Genomic DNA, 22,069 nt, shown 5'->3' with positions numbered 1-22,069 from the left:
CGTGACCGCCGCAGATCGATGACCTTTGCGACCACGGCTGCCTCGGTGCGGGTCGGGGCGCGCAAAGGCCGGCTGGAGCGGTCATCCAACCCAGACCGGCCCTCCTTCCTGAATCGGGCCAGCCATTTGTAGGCAGTCCGGACGCTGATCCCCGCCGCCTGGGCCGCTGCCTGGACGGTCATTCCCAGGCACCGGACACGCCGGATCAATAACGCTCGACTTCGTGGACAGGTCTTTGCTGAACTGTGGAGGTTCATCCGGGTTGCCTCTGCGAAAGCCGCTGTGTGGTAACAACAGCTTCCCAGCTCAACCCGGATGAACAACCTCCTTGGCAGTTACATCTAGGGCCGCAGGGCTACCAGGCCAGGAGCCGCCCCAGGGCGACCCGGACATCCTCCACGCCCGGCAGGTAGGCGGCTTCCAGGGGGGGGCTGGCAGGCACGGGGGTGTCCGCGGCGCCAAGGCGCATCACAGGGGCGTCCAGCCAGGCGAAGCAGGTCTCGCCGATGCGGGCCACCAACTCGGCTCCGGGGCCGTAGGTGGGGCTGGCCTCCGTGAGTACCAGGACGCGGTGGGTGCGCTTCGCGAGGGCCGTGATGGCCTCGTCGTCCAGGGGCCAGAGGGTGCGGAGGTCCAGCACCGCCACATCCTGGCCGGCCACGGCCTCCAGGGCCACGTGCTGGGCGGCGCCGTAGGTGATCACGCAGGCCTCCGAGCCATCCTTCCGGAGGGCCGCCTCGCCCAGGCGCGCGGTGGGCGCCTGGTCCCATGCATCCTTCAGCCGCCGGTAGAGCCGCTTGTGCTCGAAGAACAGCACGGGATCTGGATCCTCGATGGCGGCGCGGAGCAGGGCGTAGGCGTCGCGCACGGTGCCCGGCGCCACCACCTTGAGGCCCGGGCTCCCGAGGAAGTGGCCCTCGGGGTTCTGGCTGTGGAAGGGGCCGCCGCCGTTGCCGGCGCCGCTCGGCCCGCGGAAGACGGCAGGCACGGAGGCTCCCCAGCGCCAGTGGGCTTTGGCGGCGAAGTTCACCATGAGGTCCGAGGCCAGCAGGGCGAAGTCCATGAACTGGAACTCCGCCACGGGCCGCTGTCCCATGAGGGCCAGGCCGATGGCCGATCCGGCGATGGCCTGCTCGGAGATGGGCGTATCGATGACGCGGTCCGGCCCGAACCGGTCCACCAGGCCCTCCGTGGCCCGGAAGGCGCCGCCGTAGGTGCCGATGTCCTCACCCAGGCAGCAGACGCGGGGGTCCTCGTCCATGGCGTCCGAGAGGGCGCGGCGGATGGCGTCGACGTAGGTCCCGGAGAAGGCGGTCATTCGCCTTCCAACAGGCCGCGCTCCGCCAGCCAGGCATCGTTGAAGATGCTGCTGAGGTAGCGGCCCGCGCCATCCGGGAAGACGGTGACGATGCGGGCGGGGCGGTCCATGGGGGGCAGCTTCGAGGCCACATGCCGCACCGCCCACAGGGCCGCGCCGCTGGAGCCGCCGCCGAGGATGCCCTCCTCCTTCACGAGCCGCCGGGCCTGGTGGAAGGCATCGCGATCCGAGACCTGGTGCATCTCATCGATGAGGTCGAACTCCATGGTGGGGATGAGGAACTCGTCGCCCAGGCCCTCGAGTCGGTAGGGACCGGCCTTCGGGTGCGCCTCGCCGTGGAAGTGGGGCGTGAAGACCGAGCCCACGGGGTCCACGGCCACCACCTTGATCTTCGGGTCCTTCTCCTTCAGGTAGCGCCCCACGCCGCCGATGGTGCCGCCGGTGCCGGCGCCCGCCACCAGATAGTCGATGCGGCCCTCCATCTGCTCCCAGATCTCGGGGCCCGTGCCGGCGTAGTGGGCGGCGTTGTTCTCCCGGTTGCCGTGCTGGTCGGGGAAGAAACAGTCCGGAAGCTCCCTCGCCAGCCGCGGCGTGATGTTGTTGTAGCTGTCGGGATGCTCGGGGGGCAGGCTCGTGTCCACCTTGTGCACCTCGGCACCCAGGGCCAGCAGCTGGTTGAGCTTCTCCCGGGAGATGGTGTCGCGGACCACGACTTTGAGCTTGTAGCCCTTCTGGATGGCCATGAGGGCCAGGCCCATGGCCGTGTTGCCCGAGGAGTTCTCGATGATGGTGTCGCCGGGCTTCAGCCGGCCGTCCCGCTCCGCCGCCTCGATCATGTGCTTGGCGATGCGGTCCTTGCTGCTGCCCATGGGGTTGAGGAACTCCAGCTTGGCGAAGACCTCCACCGGAAGATCCGACACGACACGGCACAGCCGCACCAGCGGCGTGTTGCCGATGGCTTCCAGGACGCTGCCGCAGGGCTTCCGGTACTGCATGGGTTCCTCCAGAGGCCAGTATGACCGGCGCCGCGGCCGGGAGCCGGCGACAATGGGGGCCAGCCGCCGTCGGGGATCCCCGTGGCAGGCGGACGGAGACCCATGCTCCAACGATTCAGGCCCATCTTCGACCGCCACTCCCATGTGAGTGTCTACGCCGCGCTGGAAGGCAGTCCGAACCTGTCTGCCTGCGAGGATTCCGCCGCCGCGCTGAACCTGATGCGCGGCCTCCCCCAGGACCGGCTGTCCCTGGTCATGGGCTGGCACAGCGGGCGCCTGCCCGTGTCGGATGCGGACCTCGCCGGCCTGCCCCCGGTGCTCCTGGTGAACCTCAGCCTGCACGGTCTGAGGCTCAGCCCGGCGGCCGCCCGGCTGCTCCAGGATACGGATCCGGAAGTGGTCGAGCGGCACTCGGATCCCGTATGGTCCGAGCGGAACTTGGACCTGCTCCTGGCGCTGTATGGCCGGACGGCAGGACTCACGGCCGATAAGCTGGAGCGCTGGATCCAGGGCCTGGAGGCGCTGGGCATCGGCGCGGTGGAGGACATGCTGCTGACGGGGACCGAGGCGTGGCAGACCATGCGCACGTCCCGGTGGGCGGACCGGATGCCCTGGTGGACCGTTCCGGCCATCTTCGACACCCTGCCAGCCGAGGCCCAGGCCGAGTGTGCGGGGCTGAAATGCTTCACCGACGGGGCCCTGGGCGCCCGCACGGCTGCGCTGGGCGAGCCGTTCCTCAGCGGCGAGCCGGGCCTGCTGCTCCATGCGGGCGAGGCCTTGAAGCAGATGCTGGCGGCGGTCCATTCTCGCGGCAAGGCGCTCGCCGTTCATGCCATCGGCGACCGGGCCATCGGCCAGGCCCTGGACGCGCTGGAGGACCTGGAGGGACAGGGGCTTCGCTTCCCCTCGGTCCGCCTGGAGCACGTCCAGTTCATCACCGAGGCACAGGCCCGGCGGGCCCGGGACCTGGGCCTGACGCTCTCCATGCAGCCGAATTTCTCCGGCGACAGCCTGGACTACGCCGACCGGCTGGACCAGACCCGCTTGGCCCGGAACAACCCCTTCCGGATGCTCATCGACCGGGTGGGTTTCCGTCCCGGCCGCGACCTGATCTTCGGCTCCGACGGCATGCCCCACGGGCTGGGCGCCGCCGCCCGGTGGAGCCTCTTCCCACCCTTCGTGGGCCAGCGTCTGAGCCTGGAGGAGCTGGTGGCGGGCTACGGAGAGGCGCCCGGCAACCAACCCTGGCGCGAGGTCCTGATCGAGGAGGCGACCCGGAGCGTCCGAGTGCTCCAGGGGTTTCCCGGCCTCCGATAGACTGGTCCGATGCTCTCATCCCTCAGAATCCAGAACCTGGCCCTGGTGGAGGACCTGACCCTGGACTGGGGGCCGGGCTTCACGGTGTTGACGGGCGAGACGGGGGCGGGCAAGTCCCTGCTCGTGGATGCCCTTTCGCTCCTGGTGGGAGCCCGGGGCGACGGGGAGCTGGTGCGGCACGGCGCCGAGCGGGCCACGGTGGAGGCCGTGGTGGAGGGCCGCTTCGAGGCCTGGCGGGCCTTCCTGGCCGAGCGGGGCCTGCCGGAGGAACACCCCGTGGTGCTGCGCCGCGAAGTCGGACCGGGCCGCAGCCGAGCCTGGATCAACGGCGCCAGCTGCTCCCTGGCAGACCTGCGGGAGGCCGGCCGGCTCTGGATGAGGCTCACCAGCCAGCACGACCATCAGTCGCTGCTGGGGGAAGAGCGGCACCTGGCGCTCATCGACGAAGTGCTCGGAATCGAGCCCGCCCTGGAATCCGAGGCGGCGGCCGTGCGGGAGGCCGAAACCGCTCTCAAGGCCCGCCGCCGCAGCGAGGCGGAGCGGGAGCAGCGCCTGGAGCAGCTGGCGGAGGCCCTGGCGGACCTGGAGAAGCTGGGGCCGAAACCCGGGGAGTGGGCCCAGCTCAAGGCCGACCGCGAGCCCCTGCGCCACGCCGTCCATCTGGAGCAGGCCTTCCGCGAAGCGGCGGAGGCCCTGGATGCAGGCGTTCCCAAGGTGGAGCTGGCCCACAAGGCCCTGGCGCGGGCCGTGGCCCACTGGCCGGATGCCGTGGCCGAGCAGGACCGCCTGCGCTCCGCGGTGCTGGAGCTGGAGGACCTCCTGGCCCTGGCCCAGGACCAGGCTCTGCGCTGGGCCCAGGCCGGCGCCGACCGCATCGAGGCCATGGAGGCCCGCCTCGCCCTCTACGAGCGCCTGGCCCGCCGCCACCGCTGCGAGCCGGAAGAGCTGGCGGCGCGCCAGCAGGCCCTGAGGGAGGAGCAGCGGGCCCTCCTTGCTGGCGATGTCTCCGTGAAGGAGCTGGAGAAGGCCCTGGCGAAGGTCGCGGAGGCCTACCGGCTGGCGGCCGAGGCTCTGCATGGCCGCCGGACCGAGGCCATCCCCAAGCTCGAGGCCGAGGTGCAGAAGCGGTTGGGCCGCCTGGGCATGAAGGGCGCTCGGCTCCAGCTGCGGCTGTCCCTGGCGGAGGAGCCGGGCAGCCCCGTCCAGCAGAGCGGCCGGCCCGTGCGCGTGGCGGCCGCCGGATTCTCGGCCCTGGCCATCTGGATCGAGCCGAACCCCGGCGAGGGGTTCCGCCCCCTGGCCAAGATCGCCTCCGGCGGCGAGCTGAGCCGCCTCATGCTGGCCATGGTGGGTGCCGGTCTCGCCCTCGGCGCAGGCGTCAGGGACGGCCTCACGCTGGTGCTGGACGAGGTGGACGCCGGCTTGGGCGGTGAGACGGCCCTGGCCGTGGGCCGGGCCGTGGCCGAGCTCGGCAGGGCCCACCAGGTGCTGGCCGTGACCCACCTGGCCCAGGTGGCGGCCCGGGCGGACCGGCATGGGCGCCTGCACAAGGAGACGGAGGGCGGCCGCACCCGCAGCGCCCTGGGCTGGGTGGCCGGCGAGACCCGCCACCGCGAGCTGGCCCGCCTGCTCTCCGGCCACCCCGACCGCCCCGAGGCCCTGGAGCACGCCAAGGTGCTGCTGGAGGGATGAAAAAGGGCCGCCCGGAGGCGGCCCTTTCAGCAGGCGGATCCGTCTACTTGACGCTCACATCGTCGACGACGAAGGAGGTCTGGAGGCTGCTGTCCTCCACGGCGTAGAAGCGCAGGCGGATGGTCTGGCCCTTGTAGGCGCTGAGGCTCAGCGACTTCTGGGTGTAGCCCGTGCCCTTGTTCAGGTTCGAGTAGGTGGCCAGGGTGGCCAGCACGGTGCCGGAGGTGTTGAGCACCTGGACCTTCATGGTGTCGTAGGCGGTGGTGGTGGTGGTCTCCGCCGTGTCGACATGGAGCCAGAAGGTGAGGGTGCCGGTCGCCGTGGTGGGGATGGCGATCTGCTGGTAGACGTAATCGGTGTGGGCGGAGCCGTAGCCGCACATCCAGGCATCGTAGGAGCCGGTGTGGGCGGGCTCGCCGGTGTAGGTGCCGATGACGCCGGTGGTCTGGGTCCAGCTGGTGGCGCCGCTCTCGAAGCCGCCATTCAGGATCAGCTCTGCGCCGGAAGTCGCGTTGGAGACGCTGAAGCTCACGCCGGTGCTGGTGCCCACGTTGCCGGCGGCGTCATAGGCCTTGGCGGTGAGGGTGTGGGTGCCGTTGGTCAGCGTGGTGCTGTCGAAGCTCAGGCTGTAGGGGCTGGTGGTGTCGCTGCCCTTCAGCGCGCCATCCACGTAGAACTCCACCTTGGTCACGCCGACGTTATCCGAGGCGGTGGCGGAGAAGGTGATGGTGCCGCTGGTGCCGGACTCGGAGGCGGACACGGTGGGCGCGGTGGTGTCGCTGCTGGTCCAGGCCGAGCCCACGTTGATGCCGTGGAAGGCATTCCACACGGCCTGCTCCTCGGCGCCGCCGGCGCCGTAGAGATCCTTGGCCGCGTTGATGGCGGCGGTGCGGGCGGCGGCGTAGTTGGAGCTGGAGGTCAGGTAGACCGTCAGGGCCCGGAACCAGATGGCCGAGGCCTTGTCGTTGCCAACGCCGGTCATGCCGCTGGGCAGGTAGGTGGTGCTGGTATTGCCCGTGGTGGTCGCGCCCTGGCTCAGGAAGTAGAAGCAGCGGTTCATGGGGCCGCTGGAGTAGTGCACGTCCAGGCTGCCAATGGTGGAGGACCAGGCGTCGGGGCTGGAGCCGTCGAGGCTGGGCTTGTACATCCAGCGCAGGGGGTTGGTGGCCAGCTGCTCGCCGATGGTCCAGTTGCCGCCGGTGTTGCCGATGGTGGTGCCGGACCCGCCGCGGGCATAGAACTCGATCATGGTGCCGAAGATGTCGGAGTTGGCCTCGTTCAGGCCGCCGGACTCGCCGGAGTAGGTGAGGTTGGCGGTGCGGGCGCAGACGCCGTGGCTCATCTCGTGGCCCGCCACGTCCAGGGCGGTGAGCGTGGTGAAGCTGGTGCCGTCGCCGTAGGTCATGCAGAAGCAGCTGTCGGACCAGAAGGCGTTGTCGTAGCCATTGCCGATGTGCACGCGGCTGTAGGTGGCCGTGCCCGTGCCGTCGATGCCGTTGCGGCCATAGACGTTCTTGTAGAAATCCCAGCTCTTGATCATGCCGAACATGGCGTCCACGGCCGCGGTCTCGCCGTTGGCGGCGGTGGTGGAGGAGCCCTCCACGTAGTTGGCGCCGTCGCCCCAGGTGTTGTCGGCGTCGGTGTAGAGCGTGCCCGTGGCCGTGCTGCTGGTGGAGGCGTGGGCCATGTTGGTGACCACGTTGTTGCCGAAGGAACCGCCGGTGCCGCGGGTCGTGTCGCGCAGCTCATAGGTGCTGCCGGTGTAGTTGGTGGGCAGGGAGACTGTGCCGTTGTACTGGCTGTTGCCGGTGCCCGTGGCGGCGGTGGTGTGGAGGGTGTTCCAGCTCTTGAGGATGGCGCCGGTGTGGGCGTCCACCAGGTAGTCCGTGTGCCGGATGCCGTCCTGGTCGTTCTCGAGTTCGGTGTGGATGTGGTAGGCCAGGCTGTAGCGGAGCACCTGCCGGGTGACGTCATCGGCGTTCAGGTCCGCGGCGGGGCGGCCCTTGCGGACGACCTCGGCCATCTCGGGATAGACCACCAGCTCCGTGGTGGGGGCGTAGGCGTAGGGGCCCTTCGGCGCCAGATCCTGCTGCGCCGCGGCCAGGGCCTCGGCGGCGCCGAGGGCGGGCGTGACGTTGAGCTGGATGCCCTTGAGCAGGGCATTGGTGAGGGGCAGCTCCGCGCCGTCCTTGCCCGTGTGGGTGATGGCGTCGCCGCCCCATACCTTCACGCCCTTGTAGGTTTGCTGGAAGTGCGCGTGGGTCTGGCCGAGCTGGTCCGAGTGCGCATCGCGGAGGAGGAAGGCGTGGTCGGCATCCAGGCCCAGCTGGGCGCGGTTGGCCAGCAGGCGCTCGGCCGCGGCGGTGGCCCTGGGATTGTCCTGGGGCAGGCGGGCCTGGAGGGAACCGGCGGCCAGGGCCGCGGCAAGAAAGGACAGGGCCATGCGGCCCGTGGCGATCGCCATGGAAGCTCCTTGACTTGGAGGGGGGGGGGAGGCCTTCCCGCTTCGCAGGTTGCGAGGGCGGAGGCGCGGTGAGGGGAAAGATCGTGAAGTCGGATCCAGACTCCCCGCCGACCGTCAACCCCTCAAGTTAAGGCTTGTTAATTTTCATGGGAATCAATTCTATTTAACTTTATTTCGATCAAACACCCTGATTCAATCAATTGATAGCCAATCACGAAGTCAGGTTTGAAGGCTTTGATCAAGGCGCCTGGCGGATGACCTTGCCTCCCTTGAGGACGAAGGAGACGCGCTCCAGGGTGGTGATGTCCTTCAAGGGGTCGCCCTCCACGGCGATGATGTCGGCCGCCCGGCCTGCCTCCAGGGTGCCGATCTCCGTCTCGAGGCGCAGCAGCCGGGCCGCGACCACGGTGGCGCTCTGGATGGCCTGCAGGGGGGTCATGCCATAGGCCGCGAGGTACCGGAAATCCATGGCCACCTGGCGATGCTCGAAGACGCCGATATCCGTGCCGTAGGCGATGGGGATCCCCGCATCCAGTGCGGCCTTGAAGCCGGCCCGCCGCAGGGGCAGGATGGCGCGGGCCTTGGCGATGGAGCCTTCTGGAACGTGGTAGGGGTTGCCGGGCAGCAGGATGGATTCGAGGGCGTACAGGGTGGGCACCAGGAAGGTACCGCGGGCCTTCATCTCCCGGGCCGTGGCCAGGCTCAGCAGGCTGCCGTGCTCGATGGATCGTACGCCCGCCACGGTGGCCTCGAGGATGCCCGCATCCCCGTGGGCGTGGGCGCACACGTCCATGCCGCGACGGTTCGCCTCCTCCACCAGGGCCTTGAACTCGGCCGGGCTGAAGCTGGGCGCTCCGGGATCGTCGTGATTGGAGAGCACGCCGCCGGTCGCATGGATCTTGATGTGGTCCACCCCGCGCTTGCGCCACTCGCGAACGGCGTGCCTGCCCTGGTCCGGGGAGTCCACGATGTGCTCATCGTCCGTATGGAGGTGGGGCGGGAAGCCGTTGAGGTCGCCGTGGCCGCCCGTGATGGACAGGGAGGGCCCCGCCACCAGCATCCGCGGCCCGGGGATGTCGCCGCGGGCGATGGCATCCCGCAGGGCCACGTCGCCGAAGCCTGCCGGGGCCCCCACATCCCGCACGGTGGTGAATCCCGCTTCGAGCACCTTCCGGGCGTTCACCACGCCATCCAGAAGAAGGGCGCCATGGCTGCGCTTGAGGTAGCCCAGTTCGCCGAGTCCCGCCGGGATGAGCAGGTGGGTGTGGCAGTCGATGAGGCCGGGCAGCAGGGTGCGGTCGCCCAGGTCGAGGGTCTCGGCGCCCGCGGGCGGCGCGCCAGGCTGGATGCGGCCATCCTTCACCCAGAGCTGGCCGGGGGCCTCCACCTTTCCGGTGCGGACGTCCAGGAGCCTGGCCGCCTTGAGGACGAGCGGCCGCTCCTGGCCGCAGAGGGCCAGGCATAGGAGGCTGGCAAGAAGGCCGCGCAGGATCATGGGGACTCCGGAGTGTGGCCTACGATAGCCCAGACCCGGCTGGAATTCCCGCCATTCCGGCGCGGCTAGGGGCGCTTGGTGGACTTCTGGCGGACCCGCTTCGGGGGCGCGCCAGTTCCCTTGCGGGGGGCCTGCTTGGCGGCGGGCCTGGGGCCCTCCTGCTTCTTGGGCCGGGGCCGGGCCTTCACCTTGTCCGCCCGCTGGGCCTGGAGGGACTCGTTGCTGCGGGAGGGCTTGAGGCCCTCGCCCGGATCGAGGATGCGCCGCACGGGGGCGACTTCGGCCTCCTCGCCTTCGCCCCTCTGCTTCTTCTGGACGCTGAGGCGCAGGGGCACGCCCGCCAGGCCGAACTGCTCCCGCAGGCGGTTCTCCAGGTAGCGCACATAGCTGAAGTGGAGGCCGCGGTCGGTGTTGGCCTTCACCACGAAGCTGGGGGGCCGCACGCCCACCTGGGTCATGAAGTAGAGCTTGGGCAGCTTGCCGTCCACGGCATGGGGGCTCATGGCCGCCACGGACTCGCGCAGGAAGCGGTTCAGCTCGCCCGTGGGGATGCGCCGGGCGTGCGCCTCCGCCAGCGTGTCGATCATGCCGAACAACTTGGACACCCGCTGTCCGGTCAGGGCCGAGAGGAAGATCATGGGGGCGTGGTGGAGGAAGCCCAAGCTGCGGCGCAGGTCCTCCTCGGCGCCGTAGATGGTGTGGGTGTCCTTCTCGACGAGGTCCCACTTGTTCACCACGAGGATGACGGCGGCGCCGGCCTCCTGGGCGTAGCCGGCGATGACGGCGTCCTGGTGCGTGGCGCCTTCCACGGCGTCCAGCAGCAGGAGGCTCACGTCGGCCCGGGCCATGGCCTGCTTGGCCTTGAGGATGCTGAGCTTCTCGGCGCCTTCGTGGGTCTTGCCCTTCTTGCGGATGCCGGCGGTGTCGATCATCCGGTAGACCTTGTCCTTCACGTGGAAGACCGTGTCCACCGTGTCCCGCGTGGTGCCGGCCACCTCGCTCACCAGGCTGCGCTCGTAGCCCAGCAGGCGGTTGGTCAGCGAGGACTTGCCCACGTTGGGGCGGCCGATGAGGGCGAAGCGCAGCTCGTCCGAGAGGTTGTGGATGGCCGCCTCCTCCGGGGTGCGGTGGAAGGGCAGGCGGGCCCGGATGGCCTCCATCAGCTCGGGCACGCCGGAGCCGTGGGCCGCGGAGATGGAGAGCACCTCGTCGAAGCCGAGGCCGTAGAAGCCGGCATCGGGGGCGCCGCCCTTCATGCCGTCCAGCTTGTTGATGACGAGCAGGATGGGCTTGCCCTGGCGGCGCAGGCGCGCGGCGATCTCCTCGTCTCCTGCGGTGAGGCCGTCGTGGCCGTCCACCAGCAGGATGGCCACGTGCGCCTCGCCCAGGGCCGCCTCGGCCATGCGGGTGATGCCCTGGGTGATGACGTCATCGCCCTCGAAGTCCAGGCCGCCGGTGTCCACCAGCTCGAAGACCTCTTCGGCGAGGCCTTCCTCGCTGAGGCAGGTGACGCGGCCGTAGCTGCGGTCCCGGGTCATGCCCGGCAGGTCGTGGACCAGGGCCGCCCGGCTGCGGGTGAGCCGGTTGAAGAGGGTGGACTTGCCCACGTTGGGGCGTCCGCAGAGGGCGACGAGGGGTAGCTTCATGGGCGGGGTCTGATTCCAGAGTGGATGTGGGCCGCGACGGGTCCAGCCGCGTGATCCAGGAAGGCGGTGGCCGCAGGGCGATGTGGGGCATCGTTCAAGGCCACCAACGCACCTGGGCGCGCGCCTGGGCCCGTCCCAGAGGGCGAGCGGCGGCGCCCGGCGCGATCCTGCGTCAAGCTCCTCGTCAATAGTGCCGCTATTGCCATCGTCGCTTTCCTTGCCTCGCTTGGGCGGCGCCGCTCGCGCGGCCACGCCCCACTCTGGAATCAGACCCCACCCAAGCCTTCCAGTCTATCGGTTCCGTGGGGAAAAGACAGCGAAGGGATCGGGATTCCACCGTAAGCTGGGGCCGGACATCCAGCGAGGTGGGACCATGAAGCGGATCCTGGCGGTCTTCCTGTTCGTGGCCGCGGCTTTCACCGGAGGCTACTACTACATGACCGGCCGCCTGCCCTGGGTGGCGCTGTCCGAGGAGGAACAGCAGGTCATCGACCTGGGTGAGCAGTTCGCGCGGGCCCGCCAGCAGTGGCAGGCGGCGGGCCGGACCCAGGCCCTGGGGGTGGATGCGTCCAGCCAGGTGGAAAACCCGATCGCCACCTTCGACCGCATTGAGCGGGAGCTGAATGAACTGGCTCCCCGGCTGAAGTCCACCGAAGCCAAGAACCGGGCCACGATCCTGCGGCGGGATCTGGCGGCGTTCAAGAGCGAGATGAGGTAGGGGGAACCCGGTCAGCAGGGCCATTCTCCGACTCTCGCGCCGACTTCGGCAATCGAGGGCTCGAACTGGGCCTGCATCGCCCTTCGGGCTCGCAGTCCCGGTCTCGTTCCGGCGCCACATCCACGATCCAACCCGACACTGTATCCCGGCCAGCCTGACAGGCCCGCCGCTCCCCGCCTCTCATGCCGACCCACGCAATCACGGGGCTCGAACGCGTCCGCGGCGCCCTGCGGGCTTGCGTCCGCCGGTCTGGCCATCCCTGCTCCGGCCCTCCACTGGAGGGCCTCCGCGACGGGATGACCAGCCCACTCGACGCTGGATCCTGGCCGCGCATGCGCGGCCGGGGCGGGTCCGAGCCCCGTCAGCCCCGTACGCCAAAAAGCGCCCGACTGGGCGCTTTTTGGCGGGGCTGACGGGGCTCGAACCCGCGACCTCCGGCGTGACAGGCCGGCACTCTAACCGACTGAGCTACAACCCCTTGCTTTTTCACCAGATGAATCTGGTGGGCGATGACGGGCTCGAACCGCCGACATGCTGCGTGTAAGGCAGCTGCTCTACCGACTGAGCTAATCGCCCGAATCGCCGAACCACGATGCTCACACAGGATGCGGGAAGGGTCAAGGACAAAGCTCCGCGTTGAGGGAACCGGGCCCGTCTGGTAAGGTGTTAGGACTTCCGTGCCAGAGGTTCCCGCGGACCTTCGCTGGTGTCGGTTTGACCCTGGCCGGTCCGTCCGGCCGTGGCCTTGGGATGTTTCTGGAGGGTGGCCTGTGGCGCTGCTGGAACTGGCGAATCTGACGCTCCGATCACCGGAAGGGGATGGCCCCGTTGCGCGCATCCTGGCCCAGATGCCGGATCCCATGCGTCCCGACCTGCCGGCGGTCCTGTTCGTGATCGTCCTGCTCGTGGTGCTCTACCTCTACCTCAAGGTGGTCTTCTTCAAGCCCATCACGCAGGTCATGGATGACCGCGAGCGCGACCTGAGCGCCGGCGGGGATGCCAAGGCCCAGGCCGCCGCCGAGCTGGACGCGCGCCAGAAGGACTATCAGGCGCGGCTGAAGGACCTCCGGGCCAAGGCCTTCGACCGCCGCAAGACGCTGGCGGATGCCGCGGGCCAGGAGAAGCAGCGGCTGCTGGAGGAGGCCCGGGTCAAGGCCCTGGCCGAGCGCCAGGCCGCCGTGGCCTCCCTGAAGGCCCAGCAGGCCGAGGCCAAGCAGAACCTGCTGGCCCAGGTGGATGCCCTCTCCGAGTCCATGGCCCAGACCCTTTTGAAGCAGGCCTGAGCATGACGACGCTGATCCGACTCTCCCTTGCCGCCGCCCTGGCCCTCAGTCCCGTCGGACTCTCGGCCCAGGCCCACGACACCCATGCGGCGCCCGCGGCCGAGAAGCACGAAGCGCCGGCCGCCGGCCACGAGGCCCAGCCCGCGGAAGGCCATGCGCCCGAAGCTCACGGAACCGAAACCCACGGGGCTGAGGCCGCCGGCCACGACGCTCACGGCGGCGCCCACCACGGTCCCGCCATGAAGCTCTTCGGCAAGGAATACGGCAATCTGGGTGCCTTCCTCGTTCAGCTCCTGAACTTCGCCATCTACGCCGCGGCCCTCTTCTTCCTGCTGAAGGGCGCCCTGTCCGCCATGTTCAAGTCCCGCAAGGAGGAGTTGGAGACCCTGCTCGCCCAGGCGGAGCGGGACAAGGCCGAGGGCGAGGCGCAGATGAAGGAGATGGAGGCCAAGATGGCCGGGCTCGAGGGCGAGCTGGCGGGCATCCTGGCCAAGGCCGAAACCGACGCCGAGGCCGAGAAACAGCGCGTGCTGGAGGCCGCCAAGGCCGAGGCCGGCCAGATTCTGGCCCAGGCCCAGGCGGAGATCGGCTTCCAGAAGCGCCAGGCCGAGCAGGAGCTGCGGGCCCTCGTGGCCGAGCTGGCCGTCGAGGGCGCCGCCAAGCGCCTGGAAGCCAAGGTGCAGGGCCCCGAGGCCGCCAAGGCCATTGACCGTGCCATTCAGCAGATTGGAGGCGTGCAGTGAGCAACCGCCTGACCGCCCGGCGCTACGCCAAGGCCCTCCTCCAGATCGGCGACAAGCAGGGCAACGTGCCCCAGCTCCAGCAGGAGCTGGACACCGTGGCCGCCGCCGTGGCCGCCAACGCCGACCTCACCCGCCTGGTGGCCTCGCCCCTGGTGCTGCCCACCAAGAAGGCCGAAGTCTTCGAGGCCATCCTCGCCAGCGCCAAGGTGAGCCAGACGCTCCGCCACTTCTTCCGGGTGGTGGCCGAGGCCGGCCGCCTGAACCTCCTGGCGGACATCCACCGCAGCTTCGCGGAGCTTGTGGATGAGCGCGCCGGCATCGTCGAGGCCCGGGTGTCCAGCGCCCAGGCCCTCAGCGAGGCCCAGTCCAAGGCCCTCGTCGCCTCCCTGGCCACCCGCACCGGCAAGACCATCCGCCTCTCCTGGAAGCAGGACGCCGCGCTGCTCGGCGGCCTGAAGGTCCAGGTGGGCTCCACGGTCCTGGACGCCTCGCTCCAGGGCCAGCTCCGCCAGCTCAAGACCCAGCTTCTCTCGGCCTAGTTTCATCCCCTTCGCATCCACCCGCAGGTTTTGGAGGACTTCATGGACATCCGCGCGGAAGAGATTTCCCGCATCATCCGCAGCCAGATCGAGGGCTTCGACGCCCAGGTGGACGTGGCCGAGGTCGGCACCGTCATCAGCGTGGGCGACGGCATCGCCCGCGCCTACGGCCTCGAGAAGGCCATGGCTGGCGAGCTGCTGGAGCTGCCCCACGGCGTGATGGGCCTCGCCTTCAACCTGGAGGAGGACAACGTCGGCATCATCCTGCTGGGCGACGCCGCCGCCATCAAGGAAGGCGACACGGTCAAGCGCACCGGCAAGATCATGTCCGTGCCCGTGGGCCCCGCCTTCGTGGGCCGCGTGGTGGACGCCCTGGGCAACCCCATCGATGGCAAGGGCCCCATCCAGGCCGTCGCCACCAACCCCATCGAGCGCATCGCCCCCGGCATCGTGGACCGCAAGAGCGTGCATGAGCCCATGCAGACGGGCCTCAAGGCCATCGACAGCCTGATCCCCATCGGCCGCGGCCAGCGCGAGCTGATCATCGGCGACCGCCAGACCGGCAAGACCGCCGTGGCCGTGGACACGATCATCAACCAGAAGGACACGGGCGTCATCTGCATCTACGTCGCCATCGGCCAGAAGCGCTCCACCATCGCCCAGGTGGTGAAGACCCTGGAAGAGTACGACGCCATGAAGCACACCATCGTGGTGGCCGCCTCCGCTTCCGAGGCCGCCCCGCTGCTCTTCCTGGCCCCCATGACCGGTGCGGCCCTGGGCGAGTACTTCATGTGGCACGGCAAGGACGGCCAGCCCGCGGGCAAGGCCAATCCCGGCGGCCACGTCCTCTGCATCTATGACGATCTCTCGAAGCAGGCCGCCGCCTACCGCGAAATCTCCCTGCTGGTGCGCCGCCCTCCCGGACGTGAGGCCTACCCCGGCGACGTGTTCTACCTGCACTCCCGCCTTCTGGAACGCGCCTGCAAGCTCAGCGACGAGCGTGGCGCGGGTTCGCTGACGGCCCTGCCGGTCATCGAGACCCAGGCCGGCGACGTGTCCGCCTACATCCCGACCAACGTCATCTCCATCACCGACGGCCAGATCTTCCTCGAGAGCGACCTCTTCAACGCGGGCGTCCGCCCGGCCGTGAACGTGGGCATCTCCGTGAGCCGCGTGGGCGGTTCCGCCCAGGTGAAGGCCATGAAGTCCGTGGCCGGCACCATCAAGCTCGACCTGGCCCAGTACCGCGAACTGGCGGCCTTCGCCCAGTTCGGCTCCGACCTGGACAAGGCCACCCTGGCGCAGCTGAACCGCGGCCAGCGCCTGGTGGAGATCCTGAAGCAGGGCCAGTACCAGCCCATGGCCGTGGAGAAGCAGGTGGTCAGCATCTGGGCCGCCACCAACGGCTTTGTGGACGACCTGCCGGTGCCCCAGGTGCGCCGCTTCGAGAGCGAGTTCATGGCCTACCTCGATGTGAACGCCCCCGAGCTGCTCCGCGGCATCCGCGACACCAAGGTGCTGAGCGACGACGCCAAGGCCCAGCTCAAGGGCCAGGTGGCCGCCTTCAAGGAGACCTTCGTGGCCTCCCTGAACCAGGCCGCGGGAGCCTAGTCCGATGGCCGGTCTCCATAAAGCCGCGCCGAGTGGATGGGTGGTGGCGAGCCGTTCTCCGAAAGCCCAGCGGGCTTTCGGAGATGACATTCGCCGCCGCATCCGGTCGGTGAAGAACACCCAGCAGGTCACCAAGGCCATGAGCTTGCCTTACCGACCCCTTTCGGATTGGAGTAACTAGCCATGGCCGGCCTCCAAGACATCCGACGCCGTATTAGGTCAGTCAAGAACACCCAGCAGGTCACCAAGGCCATGAAGATGATTTCCGCGGTGAAGCTGCGGAAGTCCCAGGAGCGCCTGGTGGCCCTGCGCCCCTACGCCGGTAAGATGATGGATGTCGTCCGCCGCGTGGTGGGCCGCATCGGGGGTGATGCCGAGATCCAGCCGGGTTCCGCCGCCCAGGCCTTCCTGGCCCCCCGCGAGGAGAAGCGCATCCGCGTGGTCCTCGTGGCCTCGGACAAGGGCCTCTGCGGCGGCTTCAACGCCAACGTGCTCAAGGCCGCCACGGCCTTCGTGGAGCAGACCTCCTCTGAGATCGTCCACCTGGACGTGGTCGGGAAGCGCGCCGCGGAGTGGGCGCGCAAGCGGAAGCTCAACGCCGCCCGGGAGTATCTCAACGTCCCGATCACGGGCTTCCAGCATGTGGTGACGGAGATCTCCGAAGGTGCCGCCGCCCAGTACCACGCGGGCGAGATCGACGCCCTCTACGTGATCTACAACTACTTCAACAGTCCCGTCGCCCAGACCCCCACGGTGTTCAAGGTCTTCCCCATGGAGCTGGACCGGCGCGCCGAGGGCCGGGATGCCATCGAGGTGTCCCACCTGCTCGAGCCCGATCCCAATGCGGTGCTGGAGACCCTGCTGCCCCGCTTCGTGGAGACCGAGCTGCTGCGCAACCTCCTGGAGAGCAGCGCCTCCGAGCACGGCGCCCGCATGGCGGCCATGGACAAGGCCAGCAACAACGCCGGCGAGATGATCGCCAAGCTGACCCTCACCATGAACAAGATCCGCCAGGCCAGCATCACCAACCAGATCATCGAGATCGTGTCTGGAGCCAATGCCTAAACCGCGAATTTCGCGAATGTTCGCGAATGAAACGGTCCCTTAAATCATCCGCAGTCCTCACCAGCTCTTCTTCGCGCCCATTAGCGGTTACTTCTTTTCCGAGGTCCCCATGTCAACCACCCTTCAAGGCCGCGTGATCGCCATCGTCGGTCCCGCCGTGGACGTCGAGTTCGACGCCCACCTGCCCGAGATCATGAACGCGCTGCACACTGAGATCGGCGGCGTCATGGTGACGCTGGAGGTGCAGCAGCATCTCGGCGAGAACCGCGTGCGCTGCGTCTCCATGCAGCCCACGGAAGGCATGATCCGCGGCCAGGTGGTCACCGACACCGGCAAGGCCATCAATGTGCCGGTGGGTCCCGAGACCCTGGGCCGCATCATCAACGTCGTGGGCGATCCCGTGGACGAGCGCGGCCCCATCGGCAACAAGATGACCCTCCCCATCCACCGTGAGGCCCCCAAGTACGAGGAGCTGAACACCACCTCCGAGATGTTCGAGACGGGCATCAAGGTCATCGACCTGCTGGAGCCCTACGCGAAGGGCGGCAAGACGGGCCTCTTCGGCGGCGCCGGCGTGGGCAAGACCGTGCTCATCATGGAGCTCATCAACAACATCGCCAAGGGCCACGGCGGCTACTCCGTGTTCGCCGGTGTGGGCGAGCGCACCCGCGAGGGCAACGACCTCTGGCACGAGATGATGGATTCCGGCGTCATCAACAAGGACAACCTCTCCAAGAGCAAGGTGGCGCTCATCTACGGCCAGATGACCGAACCCCCCGGAGCCCGTGCCCGCGTGGCGCTGACCGGCCTCACCGTCGCGGAGTACTTCCGCGACCAGGAAGGCAAGGACGTGCTGCTGTTCATCGACAACATCTTCCGCTTCACCCAGGCCGGCGCCGAAGTGTCCGCGCTGCTGGGCCGCATGCCCTCCGCCGTGGGCTACCAGCCCACGCTGGCCACGGAGATGGGCGAGCTGCAGGAGCGCATCACCTCCACCAAGAAGGGCTCCATCACGTCCGTGCAGGCCGTGTACGTGCCGGCCGACGACTACACGGACCCCGCGCCCGCCACGACCTTTGCCCACCTGGACGCCACCACGAACCTCTCCCGCGAGATCGCGGCCCTGGGTATCTACCCCGCCGTGGATCCCCTGGCCTCCACCAGCCGCCTGCTGGATCCCCGCATCCTGGGCGAGCACCACTACAACACCGCCATGCGCGTGAAGCAGATCCTCCAGAAGTACAAGGAGCTGCAGGACATCATCGCCATCCTCGGCATGGACGAGCTCTCCGACGACGACAAGCTCGTGGTGGCCCGCGCCCGCAAGATCCAGCGCTTCCTCAGCCAGCCCTTCCACGTGGCCGAGCAGTTCACGGGCATGCAGGGCAAGTACGTGAAGCTGGAGGACAGCATCAAGGGCTTCAGCGAGATCTGCGACGGCAAGTGGGACCACCTGCCCGAGCAGGCCTTCTACCTCGTCGGCACCATCGAGGAAGCCGTCGAGAAGGCCGAGAAATTGGCTGCGGTGTAACCTTGTCCTTCTCCTACCCGGAATCCGCGAAAGCGGATTCCGGGCATTGAAAAGAGCCTGTCATGTCCCAATCCATCAAGCTGGAAGTCGTCACCCCGGAGCGGCCGGTGTTCTCGGCCGAGGTGGCCGAAGTCCAGTTCCCCACCGCTGCCCGCGGCTACTACGGCATCCTGCCGGGCCACACGCCCCTGATGACCGAGGTGGGCGACGGCCTGCTCTACTACGTGCAGGACGGCCAGAAGCACTGGCTCACGGTCTTCGGCGGGTTCGCCGAGGTGGGTCCGGACCGCGTCACCATCCTGGCCCGCGAGAGCGAGACCGTGGAGATGATCGACCTGGAGCGGGCTGAGGCTTCGCGCCAGCGGGCCCTCAAGCTCCTCAAGGAGGCGCAGACCGAGCACGACCTGGCCACGGCCCAGGCCAAGCTCGACGCCAGCCTCATCCGCCTCCAGGCCGCGGGGCATCCCGCCGGCCACGGATTCTGATCGGCCGGACCAGGGCCGGTTCCATCCACCCAGCTCATGGACCCCTTCCGCGGGGCCGATGAGGCTGGGTGGTTCCCTTTTTCCGGAGCGACCTTGCCCGACCTCCTGCCCGTGCTCGATCCCAGGCCCCTGAAGGACCTCCTGGAGATGGGGGCGGATCCGGGCCTGATGGCGGAGCTGGTGGGGCTGCTCAGGGCGGACGCTCCCGTCCGGCAGGCTGCCCTGTGGAAGGCCCTGGAGGCCACGGACCAGGGAGCCGCCGCGCAGGAGGCGCACCAGCTGAAGGGGGCCCTGGGCACCCTGGGGCTCCTCCGCCTCGCGGACCACGTCGGCCGGATGGAGGCCTGCCTCCGGAGTGCCCGGTGGGAGGAGGCGCGGCATCTCCTGGAGGCCTTCCCGGCCGGCTACGAGGAGGCCCTCGCCGCGCTCCTGGCCGCCTTCCCCGAAGCCGGGTGAGGCCCCCCCTCAGGCGCGCCGGACTACCAGGACAGCCGCTCCCCCTGGGCCAGCAGGCCCACGCGGGGATCCCCCAGGGCCTGGAGCTGGGGCAGCATGAGGGCCCTGTCTCCGGGCGTGAGGTGGTAGATCCGCACGGGCACGTCCCGGTCCAGCTTCCCCAGCTCCGCGCCGAGCTTGGCGGGCGTGAGGTGCTTGGAGGCCTCCGCCAGCCCCGCCTGCTCGTTGGGGAAGCTGGCCTCGGCGATGACCAGGCGCAGGTTGGGCGTGGCGTTGGCCACGGCCCAGATGCGGTCGGTCTCCGCGGTGTCGCTGGTGAAGATGAAGGCATCCCGGCCGTCGTCCACCTTGTAGCCGACGCAGGGCACCAGGTGGTTCACGCGGATGGGGGTGATCTCCAGGCCGCAGACGCGGTAGGCGCGCTCCGGCTCGATCTCGGTGTAGCGGATGGTGGGATCGTTGGGGCTGGGGATGACGCTGAAGTCGGGCCAGAGCTCGTCGTTGAAGAGGTGGCGGCGGAGGGCGTCCAGGGTCTCCGGCAGGGCGTGGATCTCCACGGCCTCGTGGGTGTGGCCGAAGATGTTCTTGGTGAAGAAGGGCAGGGTGCAGATGTGGTCCAGGTGCGAGTGGCTGAGGAACACGTGCCGGATGGCCACCTGCTCCTCCACGGTCAGCGCCGCGGTGAGGGAGCCGGCGTCGATGGCCACGCAGCCGTTCACGAGCAGGCCCGTCAGCCGCTCGCCATCGGCCTCTCCGCCGCTGCATCCCAGGATCCGGAGCTCCATCGTTCCTCGGTATAAGTGGACTCATCATACGAAAAAGGGGCGCCGCGGGGCGCCCCTTTTTCGCAGGGGACCGATCCTAGAAGCGGATGCCGCCGTAGATGCCGATCTGCACCTGGGGGGCCAGGGCCTCGCTGAGGTCCTTGGGGGTGCCGGTGGCGTCCTTCTTGGAGAGGGGCGCGGCCACTTCCAGGGCGAAGAAAGGGCTCACCACGGGCGTCGGGATGCTGAAGCCCACGTTCACCCGCGCCCAGGGGCGGCCCAGGGTGCTGTCGGTGCTGGCGCCCCCCGTGGGGCGGAAGGTCAGGTTCTCGGAGCGGTACTCCACGCCGGCGCCCACGTTGACCAGGAGCTTCCAGTTCACCATGGCGCCCACGGCCCAGTACTGGTTCTCCAGCTCGCCGTACTTGGTGCCGCCGTAGCTGAGGTCGCCGGTGGTCTTGTTGTGCCAGGTGGCGTTCAGCTGGAGGGCCGCGACCTTCAGGTCCAGGACGTCGAAGCCGCCGCGGATGCCGAAGCCCGTGGGGCTCACATCGTCGTACTTCTGCCCCGCGCCGAAGGCGGCGGTCTGGGACTTGCCGATCTGCTTGTCCACCAGGACGCCGACCTCGCCGGCGGAAGCCGGCAGGGCGGTCAGCGCGGCCAGCGCCGTGAGTAAGAGCAGTTCCCTGCGCATGCGATCCCCCCATCCGGCAGATATGGCATCATCGGGCCTGGGCCGGGCGCGGTCAACCTCCAAGGGCAGGTCTGCGATCACCTTGCTAACCTTACAGGTCATGCGGGCCCACCTTCGCTTCCTGATTCTGGACGGCTTCGACCCCGATACGGGGGAGCTCGCCCTGCGGGTGGCCTTCCAGTCGGGCCTGGAGTCGGGCCTGGAGCTGATCCGGCTCAGGCTGCACCTGGGCCGGACCGGCAGTCCGCTGGAACCCCTCAGCCGGGAGCTGCGCACCCATGTGCAGATGCCCGTGCCGCCCCTCTGGGAGCATGGCCTCAAGACCATCATCCATGCCGTGGAGGAGGAGCTGGCCGGCCCCGATGGCCGCAACGCCCTCCGCTACCTGTGGGTGAGGACCCAGCTGCTCCACCCGGCGGAGGCCGCGCGCTCGACGCCGAACCATCCCGTGGCCCGGCAGGTGGAGATCCTGCGGGACTGGGCGAACCGCCTGGACCAGGAGGGCCAGGCCCTCCGGGCCGCGGAGGTCCTGGACCGCCTCCTGCTGCTGGCGCCCCGGGACGTGGCCAGCCTGGTGTACCTCACGGGCTTCTTCCGGGCCCAGGGCATGGCGGAGGAGATGGCCGCCGTGGCCGAGCGCTGGGCCAAGGCGGAGCCCGGGCGCCTGGAGGCCCTCCTCCGCCAGGGCGAGGCCCTCCTGCGCCTCGGCCGGGCCCAGGAGGCCCGGGGCGTCTTCGAGGCCGTCCTCAAGGCGCAGCCCGTCCACCTCCTGGCCCACCTGGGCATGGCCCAGGCCCTGGGGATGCTGGGGGGGAACCCCTTTCCCCACCTGGACGCGGCCCAGGAGCTGGATCCCGCGGCCACGGCCTCGGTGCTGCGGGAGACCTTCGACTACCGCCTCCTGGAGCCCCCGGCCGGGGACCGGACCCACGGCTTGGAGGTCCTGCCCCCCTTGCTGGGCGTATCCGGGGCCGAGATCCAGGATTTCCTCCAGTTCCTGGGCCTGCCCCTCACGGGCCCCGAAGGCACCGTTCGCGAATCCGAGCTGGCCCGGTGGGCCGGGGTGATGAACCGCTACGCCCTGCTCCCCGGAGGCCTCAACTGGTCCGCCCCCACGCCGAGGCGACTGCCGGATCTGGTCTGAGGGGCTCTCAGCTGTCAGTAACTGATAGCCGACAGCCGATAGCTGATAGCTGATAGCTGATAGCCGACAGCTTTCCGTGGCAGAACGCCCCCCCTGCCTCTGCGATGAT

General features: G+C 69.1%; 20 protein-coding genes and 2 tRNA genes. 12 read left to right on the top strand and 10 right to left on the bottom strand.

Features of this window, described 5'->3' with window-relative positions:
• The 3 genes from G398_RS20080 to G398_RS0101015 form a co-directional block, all read right to left on the bottom strand.
• A partial coding sequence (locus G398_RS20080; protein ID WP_157492229.1) for a leucine zipper domain-containing protein occupies nucleotides 1-257 on the bottom strand: 257 nt, incomplete at its 3' end.
• Between the two features lie 98 nt (nucleotides 258-355).
• A complete protein-coding gene (locus G398_RS0101020; protein WP_026852200.1) occupies nucleotides 356-1,318 on the bottom strand; it encodes an alpha-ketoacid dehydrogenase subunit beta in 963 nt (320 codons plus the stop codon).
• Nucleotides 1,315-2,313 (bottom strand): PLP-dependent cysteine synthase family protein, encoded by a 999-nt coding sequence (locus tag G398_RS0101015; protein WP_026852199.1) that lies wholly within the window; start codon nucleotides 2,311-2,313, stop codon nucleotides 1,315-1,317. The genes G398_RS0101020 and G398_RS0101015 overlap by 4 nt, the downstream gene beginning before the upstream one ends.
• A 102-nt stretch (nucleotides 2,314-2,415) precedes the next feature.
• Here G398_RS0101015 and G398_RS0101010 point away from each other — a divergent pair, with 102 nt between their 5' ends.
• A complete protein-coding gene (locus G398_RS0101010) occupies nucleotides 2,416-3,630 on the top strand; it encodes an amidohydrolase family protein (protein ID WP_026852198.1) in 1,215 nt (404 codons plus the stop codon).
• Nucleotides 3,631-3,639: 9 nt separating this feature from the next.
• The gene (locus tag G398_RS0101005; RefSeq protein WP_026852197.1) at nucleotides 3,640-5,322 is read left to right on the top strand and encodes a DNA repair protein RecN; all 1,683 of its coding nucleotides are present in this window, start codon (nucleotides 3,640-3,642) and stop codon (nucleotides 5,320-5,322) included.
• A gap of 43 nt (nucleotides 5,323-5,365) precedes the next feature.
• Here G398_RS0101005 and G398_RS0101000 read toward each other — a convergent pair whose 3' ends face one another.
• From G398_RS0101000 to der, 3 genes are all read right to left on the bottom strand, one after another.
• A complete protein-coding gene (locus tag G398_RS0101000; protein ID WP_026852196.1) occupies nucleotides 5,366-7,786 on the bottom strand; it encodes a M4 family metallopeptidase in 2,421 nt (806 codons plus the stop codon).
• A gap of 238 nt (nucleotides 7,787-8,024) precedes the next feature.
• Nucleotides 8,025-9,281, bottom strand: a complete 1,257-nt coding sequence (locus G398_RS0100995) for a metal-dependent hydrolase family protein (protein ID WP_043482862.1) — start codon at nucleotides 9,279-9,281, stop codon at nucleotides 8,025-8,027.
• Nucleotides 9,282-9,346: 65 nt separating this feature from the next.
• Nucleotides 9,347-10,927, bottom strand: coding sequence for a ribosome biogenesis GTPase Der (der, locus tag G398_RS15265; RefSeq protein WP_052571052.1), 1,581 nt, complete (start codon nucleotides 10,925-10,927; stop codon nucleotides 9,347-9,349).
• 373 nt (nucleotides 10,928-11,300) lie between these two features.
• Between der and G398_RS0100985 the strand changes: the two genes are divergently transcribed.
• On the top strand, nucleotides 11,301-11,645 hold the full coding sequence (locus G398_RS0100985; RefSeq protein ID WP_026852195.1) for a hypothetical protein: 345 nt from the start codon (nucleotides 11,301-11,303) through the stop codon (nucleotides 11,643-11,645).
• Between the two features lie 401 nt (nucleotides 11,646-12,046).
• Here the strand turns inward: G398_RS0100985 and G398_RS0100980 are convergent.
• Nucleotides 12,047-12,123 (bottom strand) — tRNA-Asp (locus G398_RS0100980).
• 22 nt (nucleotides 12,124-12,145) lie between these two features.
• Nucleotides 12,146-12,221, bottom strand: a tRNA-Val gene (locus tag G398_RS0100975).
• A gap of 284 nt (nucleotides 12,222-12,505) precedes the next feature.
• Between G398_RS0100975 and G398_RS0100970 the strand changes: the two genes are divergently transcribed.
• The 8 genes from G398_RS0100970 to G398_RS15260 all read left to right on the top strand — a co-directional run bounded on the left by G398_RS0100970 (nucleotide 12,506) and on the right by G398_RS15260 (nucleotide 19,358).
• Nucleotides 12,506-12,928, top strand: a complete 423-nt coding sequence (locus G398_RS0100970) for a F0F1 ATP synthase subunit B (protein ID WP_169720597.1) — start codon at nucleotides 12,506-12,508, stop codon at nucleotides 12,926-12,928.
• A gap of 2 nt (nucleotides 12,929-12,930) precedes the next feature.
• Complete coding sequence (locus tag G398_RS0100965; protein ID WP_026852193.1) at nucleotides 12,931-13,671, top strand: F0F1 ATP synthase subunit B; 741 nt, start codon at nucleotides 12,931-12,933, stop codon at nucleotides 13,669-13,671.
• A complete protein-coding gene (gene atpH / locus G398_RS0100960) occupies nucleotides 13,668-14,210 on the top strand; it encodes an ATP synthase F1 subunit delta (protein ID WP_026852192.1) in 543 nt (180 codons plus the stop codon). Before G398_RS0100965 ends, atpH begins: the two co-directional genes overlap by 4 nt.
• 42 nt (nucleotides 14,211-14,252) lie before the next feature.
• Nucleotides 14,253-15,821 (top strand): F0F1 ATP synthase subunit alpha, encoded by a 1,569-nt coding sequence (atpA, locus tag G398_RS0100955; protein WP_026852191.1) that lies wholly within the window; start codon nucleotides 14,253-14,255, stop codon nucleotides 15,819-15,821.
• Between the two features lie 183 nt (nucleotides 15,822-16,004).
• The gene (gene atpG / locus G398_RS0100950) at nucleotides 16,005-16,886 is read left to right on the top strand and encodes an ATP synthase F1 subunit gamma (protein WP_026852190.1); all 882 of its coding nucleotides are present in this window, start codon (nucleotides 16,005-16,007) and stop codon (nucleotides 16,884-16,886) included.
• Nucleotides 16,887-16,995: 109 nt separating this feature from the next.
• Complete coding sequence (gene atpD, locus G398_RS0100945; RefSeq protein ID WP_026852189.1) at nucleotides 16,996-18,417, top strand: F0F1 ATP synthase subunit beta; 1,422 nt, start codon at nucleotides 16,996-16,998, stop codon at nucleotides 18,415-18,417.
• Nucleotides 18,418-18,479: 62 nt separating this feature from the next.
• Entirely contained in the window at nucleotides 18,480-18,902 is a 423-nt protein-coding gene (locus G398_RS0100940) for a F0F1 ATP synthase subunit epsilon (protein WP_026852188.1), read from the top strand.
• A gap of 93 nt (nucleotides 18,903-18,995) precedes the next feature.
• Complete coding sequence (locus G398_RS15260) at nucleotides 18,996-19,358, top strand: Hpt domain-containing protein (RefSeq protein WP_043482859.1); 363 nt, start codon at nucleotides 18,996-18,998, stop codon at nucleotides 19,356-19,358.
• A 23-nt stretch (nucleotides 19,359-19,381) separates the two neighbouring features.
• Here G398_RS15260 and G398_RS0100930 read toward each other — a convergent pair whose 3' ends face one another.
• Both G398_RS0100930 and G398_RS0100925 read right to left on the bottom strand, forming a co-directional pair.
• A complete protein-coding gene (locus G398_RS0100930) occupies nucleotides 19,382-20,143 on the bottom strand; it encodes an MBL fold metallo-hydrolase (RefSeq protein ID WP_026852187.1) in 762 nt (253 codons plus the stop codon).
• Between the two features lie 76 nt (nucleotides 20,144-20,219).
• On the bottom strand, nucleotides 20,220-20,816 hold the full coding sequence (locus tag G398_RS0100925) for a hypothetical protein (protein ID WP_026852186.1): 597 nt from the start codon (nucleotides 20,814-20,816) through the stop codon (nucleotides 20,220-20,222).
• A 100-nt stretch (nucleotides 20,817-20,916) separates the two neighbouring features.
• On the opposite strand from G398_RS0100925, the gene G398_RS21780 reads away from it, so the two are divergent.
• The gene (locus G398_RS21780) at nucleotides 20,917-21,960 is read left to right on the top strand and encodes a tetratricopeptide repeat protein (RefSeq protein WP_026852185.1); all 1,044 of its coding nucleotides are present in this window, start codon (nucleotides 20,917-20,919) and stop codon (nucleotides 21,958-21,960) included.
• Nucleotides 21,961-22,069: the final 109 nt, after the last annotated feature.

Source organism: Geothrix fermentans DSM 14018 (assembly GCF_000428885.1).
GTDB classification, from domain to species: domain Bacteria; phylum Acidobacteriota; class Holophagae; order Holophagales; family Holophagaceae; genus Geothrix; species Geothrix fermentans.
Note: the sequence above shows the minus strand (reverse complement) of the source record. Positions and strands in the feature narration are given on the sequence as shown.

What these genes read in the sequence shown, in the direction of transcription:
- G398_RS0100925 (WP_026852186.1), bottom strand. Translation starts at nt 20,816, where the DNA reads ATGCGCAGGGAACTGCTCTTACTCACGGCGCTGGCCGCGCTGACCGCC.
- G398_RS0100970 (WP_169720597.1), top strand. Translation starts at nt 12,506, where the DNA reads ATGCGTCCCGACCTGCCGGCGGTCCTGTTCGTGATCGTCCTGCTCGTG.
- G398_RS0100985 (WP_026852195.1), top strand. Translation starts at nt 11,301, where the DNA reads ATGAAGCGGATCCTGGCGGTCTTCCTGTTCGTGGCCGCGGCTTTCACC.
- atpA (WP_026852191.1), top strand. Translation starts at nt 14,253, where the DNA reads ATGGACATCCGCGCGGAAGAGATTTCCCGCATCATCCGCAGCCAGATC.
- atpG (WP_026852190.1), top strand. Translation starts at nt 16,005, where the DNA reads ATGGCCGGCCTCCAAGACATCCGACGCCGTATTAGGTCAGTCAAGAAC.
- G398_RS0100995 (WP_043482862.1), bottom strand. Translation starts at nt 9,281, where the DNA reads ATGATCCTGCGCGGCCTTCTTGCCAGCCTCCTATGCCTGGCCCTCTGC.
- G398_RS0100930 (WP_026852187.1), bottom strand. Translation starts at nt 20,143, where the DNA reads ATGGAGCTCCGGATCCTGGGATGCAGCGGCGGAGAGGCCGATGGCGAG.
- der (WP_052571052.1), bottom strand. Translation starts at nt 10,927, where the DNA reads ATGAAGCTACCCCTCGTCGCCCTCTGCGGACGCCCCAACGTGGGCAAG.
- G398_RS21780 (WP_026852185.1), top strand. Translation starts at nt 20,917, where the DNA reads ATGCGGGCCCACCTTCGCTTCCTGATTCTGGACGGCTTCGACCCCGAT.
- G398_RS0100965 (WP_026852193.1), top strand. Translation starts at nt 12,931, where the DNA reads ATGACGACGCTGATCCGACTCTCCCTTGCCGCCGCCCTGGCCCTCAGT.
- atpD (WP_026852189.1), top strand. Translation starts at nt 16,996, where the DNA reads ATGTCAACCACCCTTCAAGGCCGCGTGATCGCCATCGTCGGTCCCGCC.
- G398_RS0100940 (WP_026852188.1), top strand. Translation starts at nt 18,480, where the DNA reads ATGTCCCAATCCATCAAGCTGGAAGTCGTCACCCCGGAGCGGCCGGTG.
- G398_RS0101000 (WP_026852196.1), bottom strand. Translation starts at nt 7,786, where the DNA reads ATGGCGATCGCCACGGGCCGCATGGCCCTGTCCTTTCTTGCCGCGGCC.
- G398_RS0101010 (WP_026852198.1), top strand. Translation starts at nt 2,416, where the DNA reads ATGCTCCAACGATTCAGGCCCATCTTCGACCGCCACTCCCATGTGAGT.
- G398_RS0101005 (WP_026852197.1), top strand. Translation starts at nt 3,640, where the DNA reads ATGCTCTCATCCCTCAGAATCCAGAACCTGGCCCTGGTGGAGGACCTG.
- G398_RS0101015 (WP_026852199.1), bottom strand. Translation starts at nt 2,313, where the DNA reads ATGCAGTACCGGAAGCCCTGCGGCAGCGTCCTGGAAGCCATCGGCAAC.
- G398_RS0101020 (WP_026852200.1), bottom strand. Translation starts at nt 1,318, where the DNA reads ATGACCGCCTTCTCCGGGACCTACGTCGACGCCATCCGCCGCGCCCTC.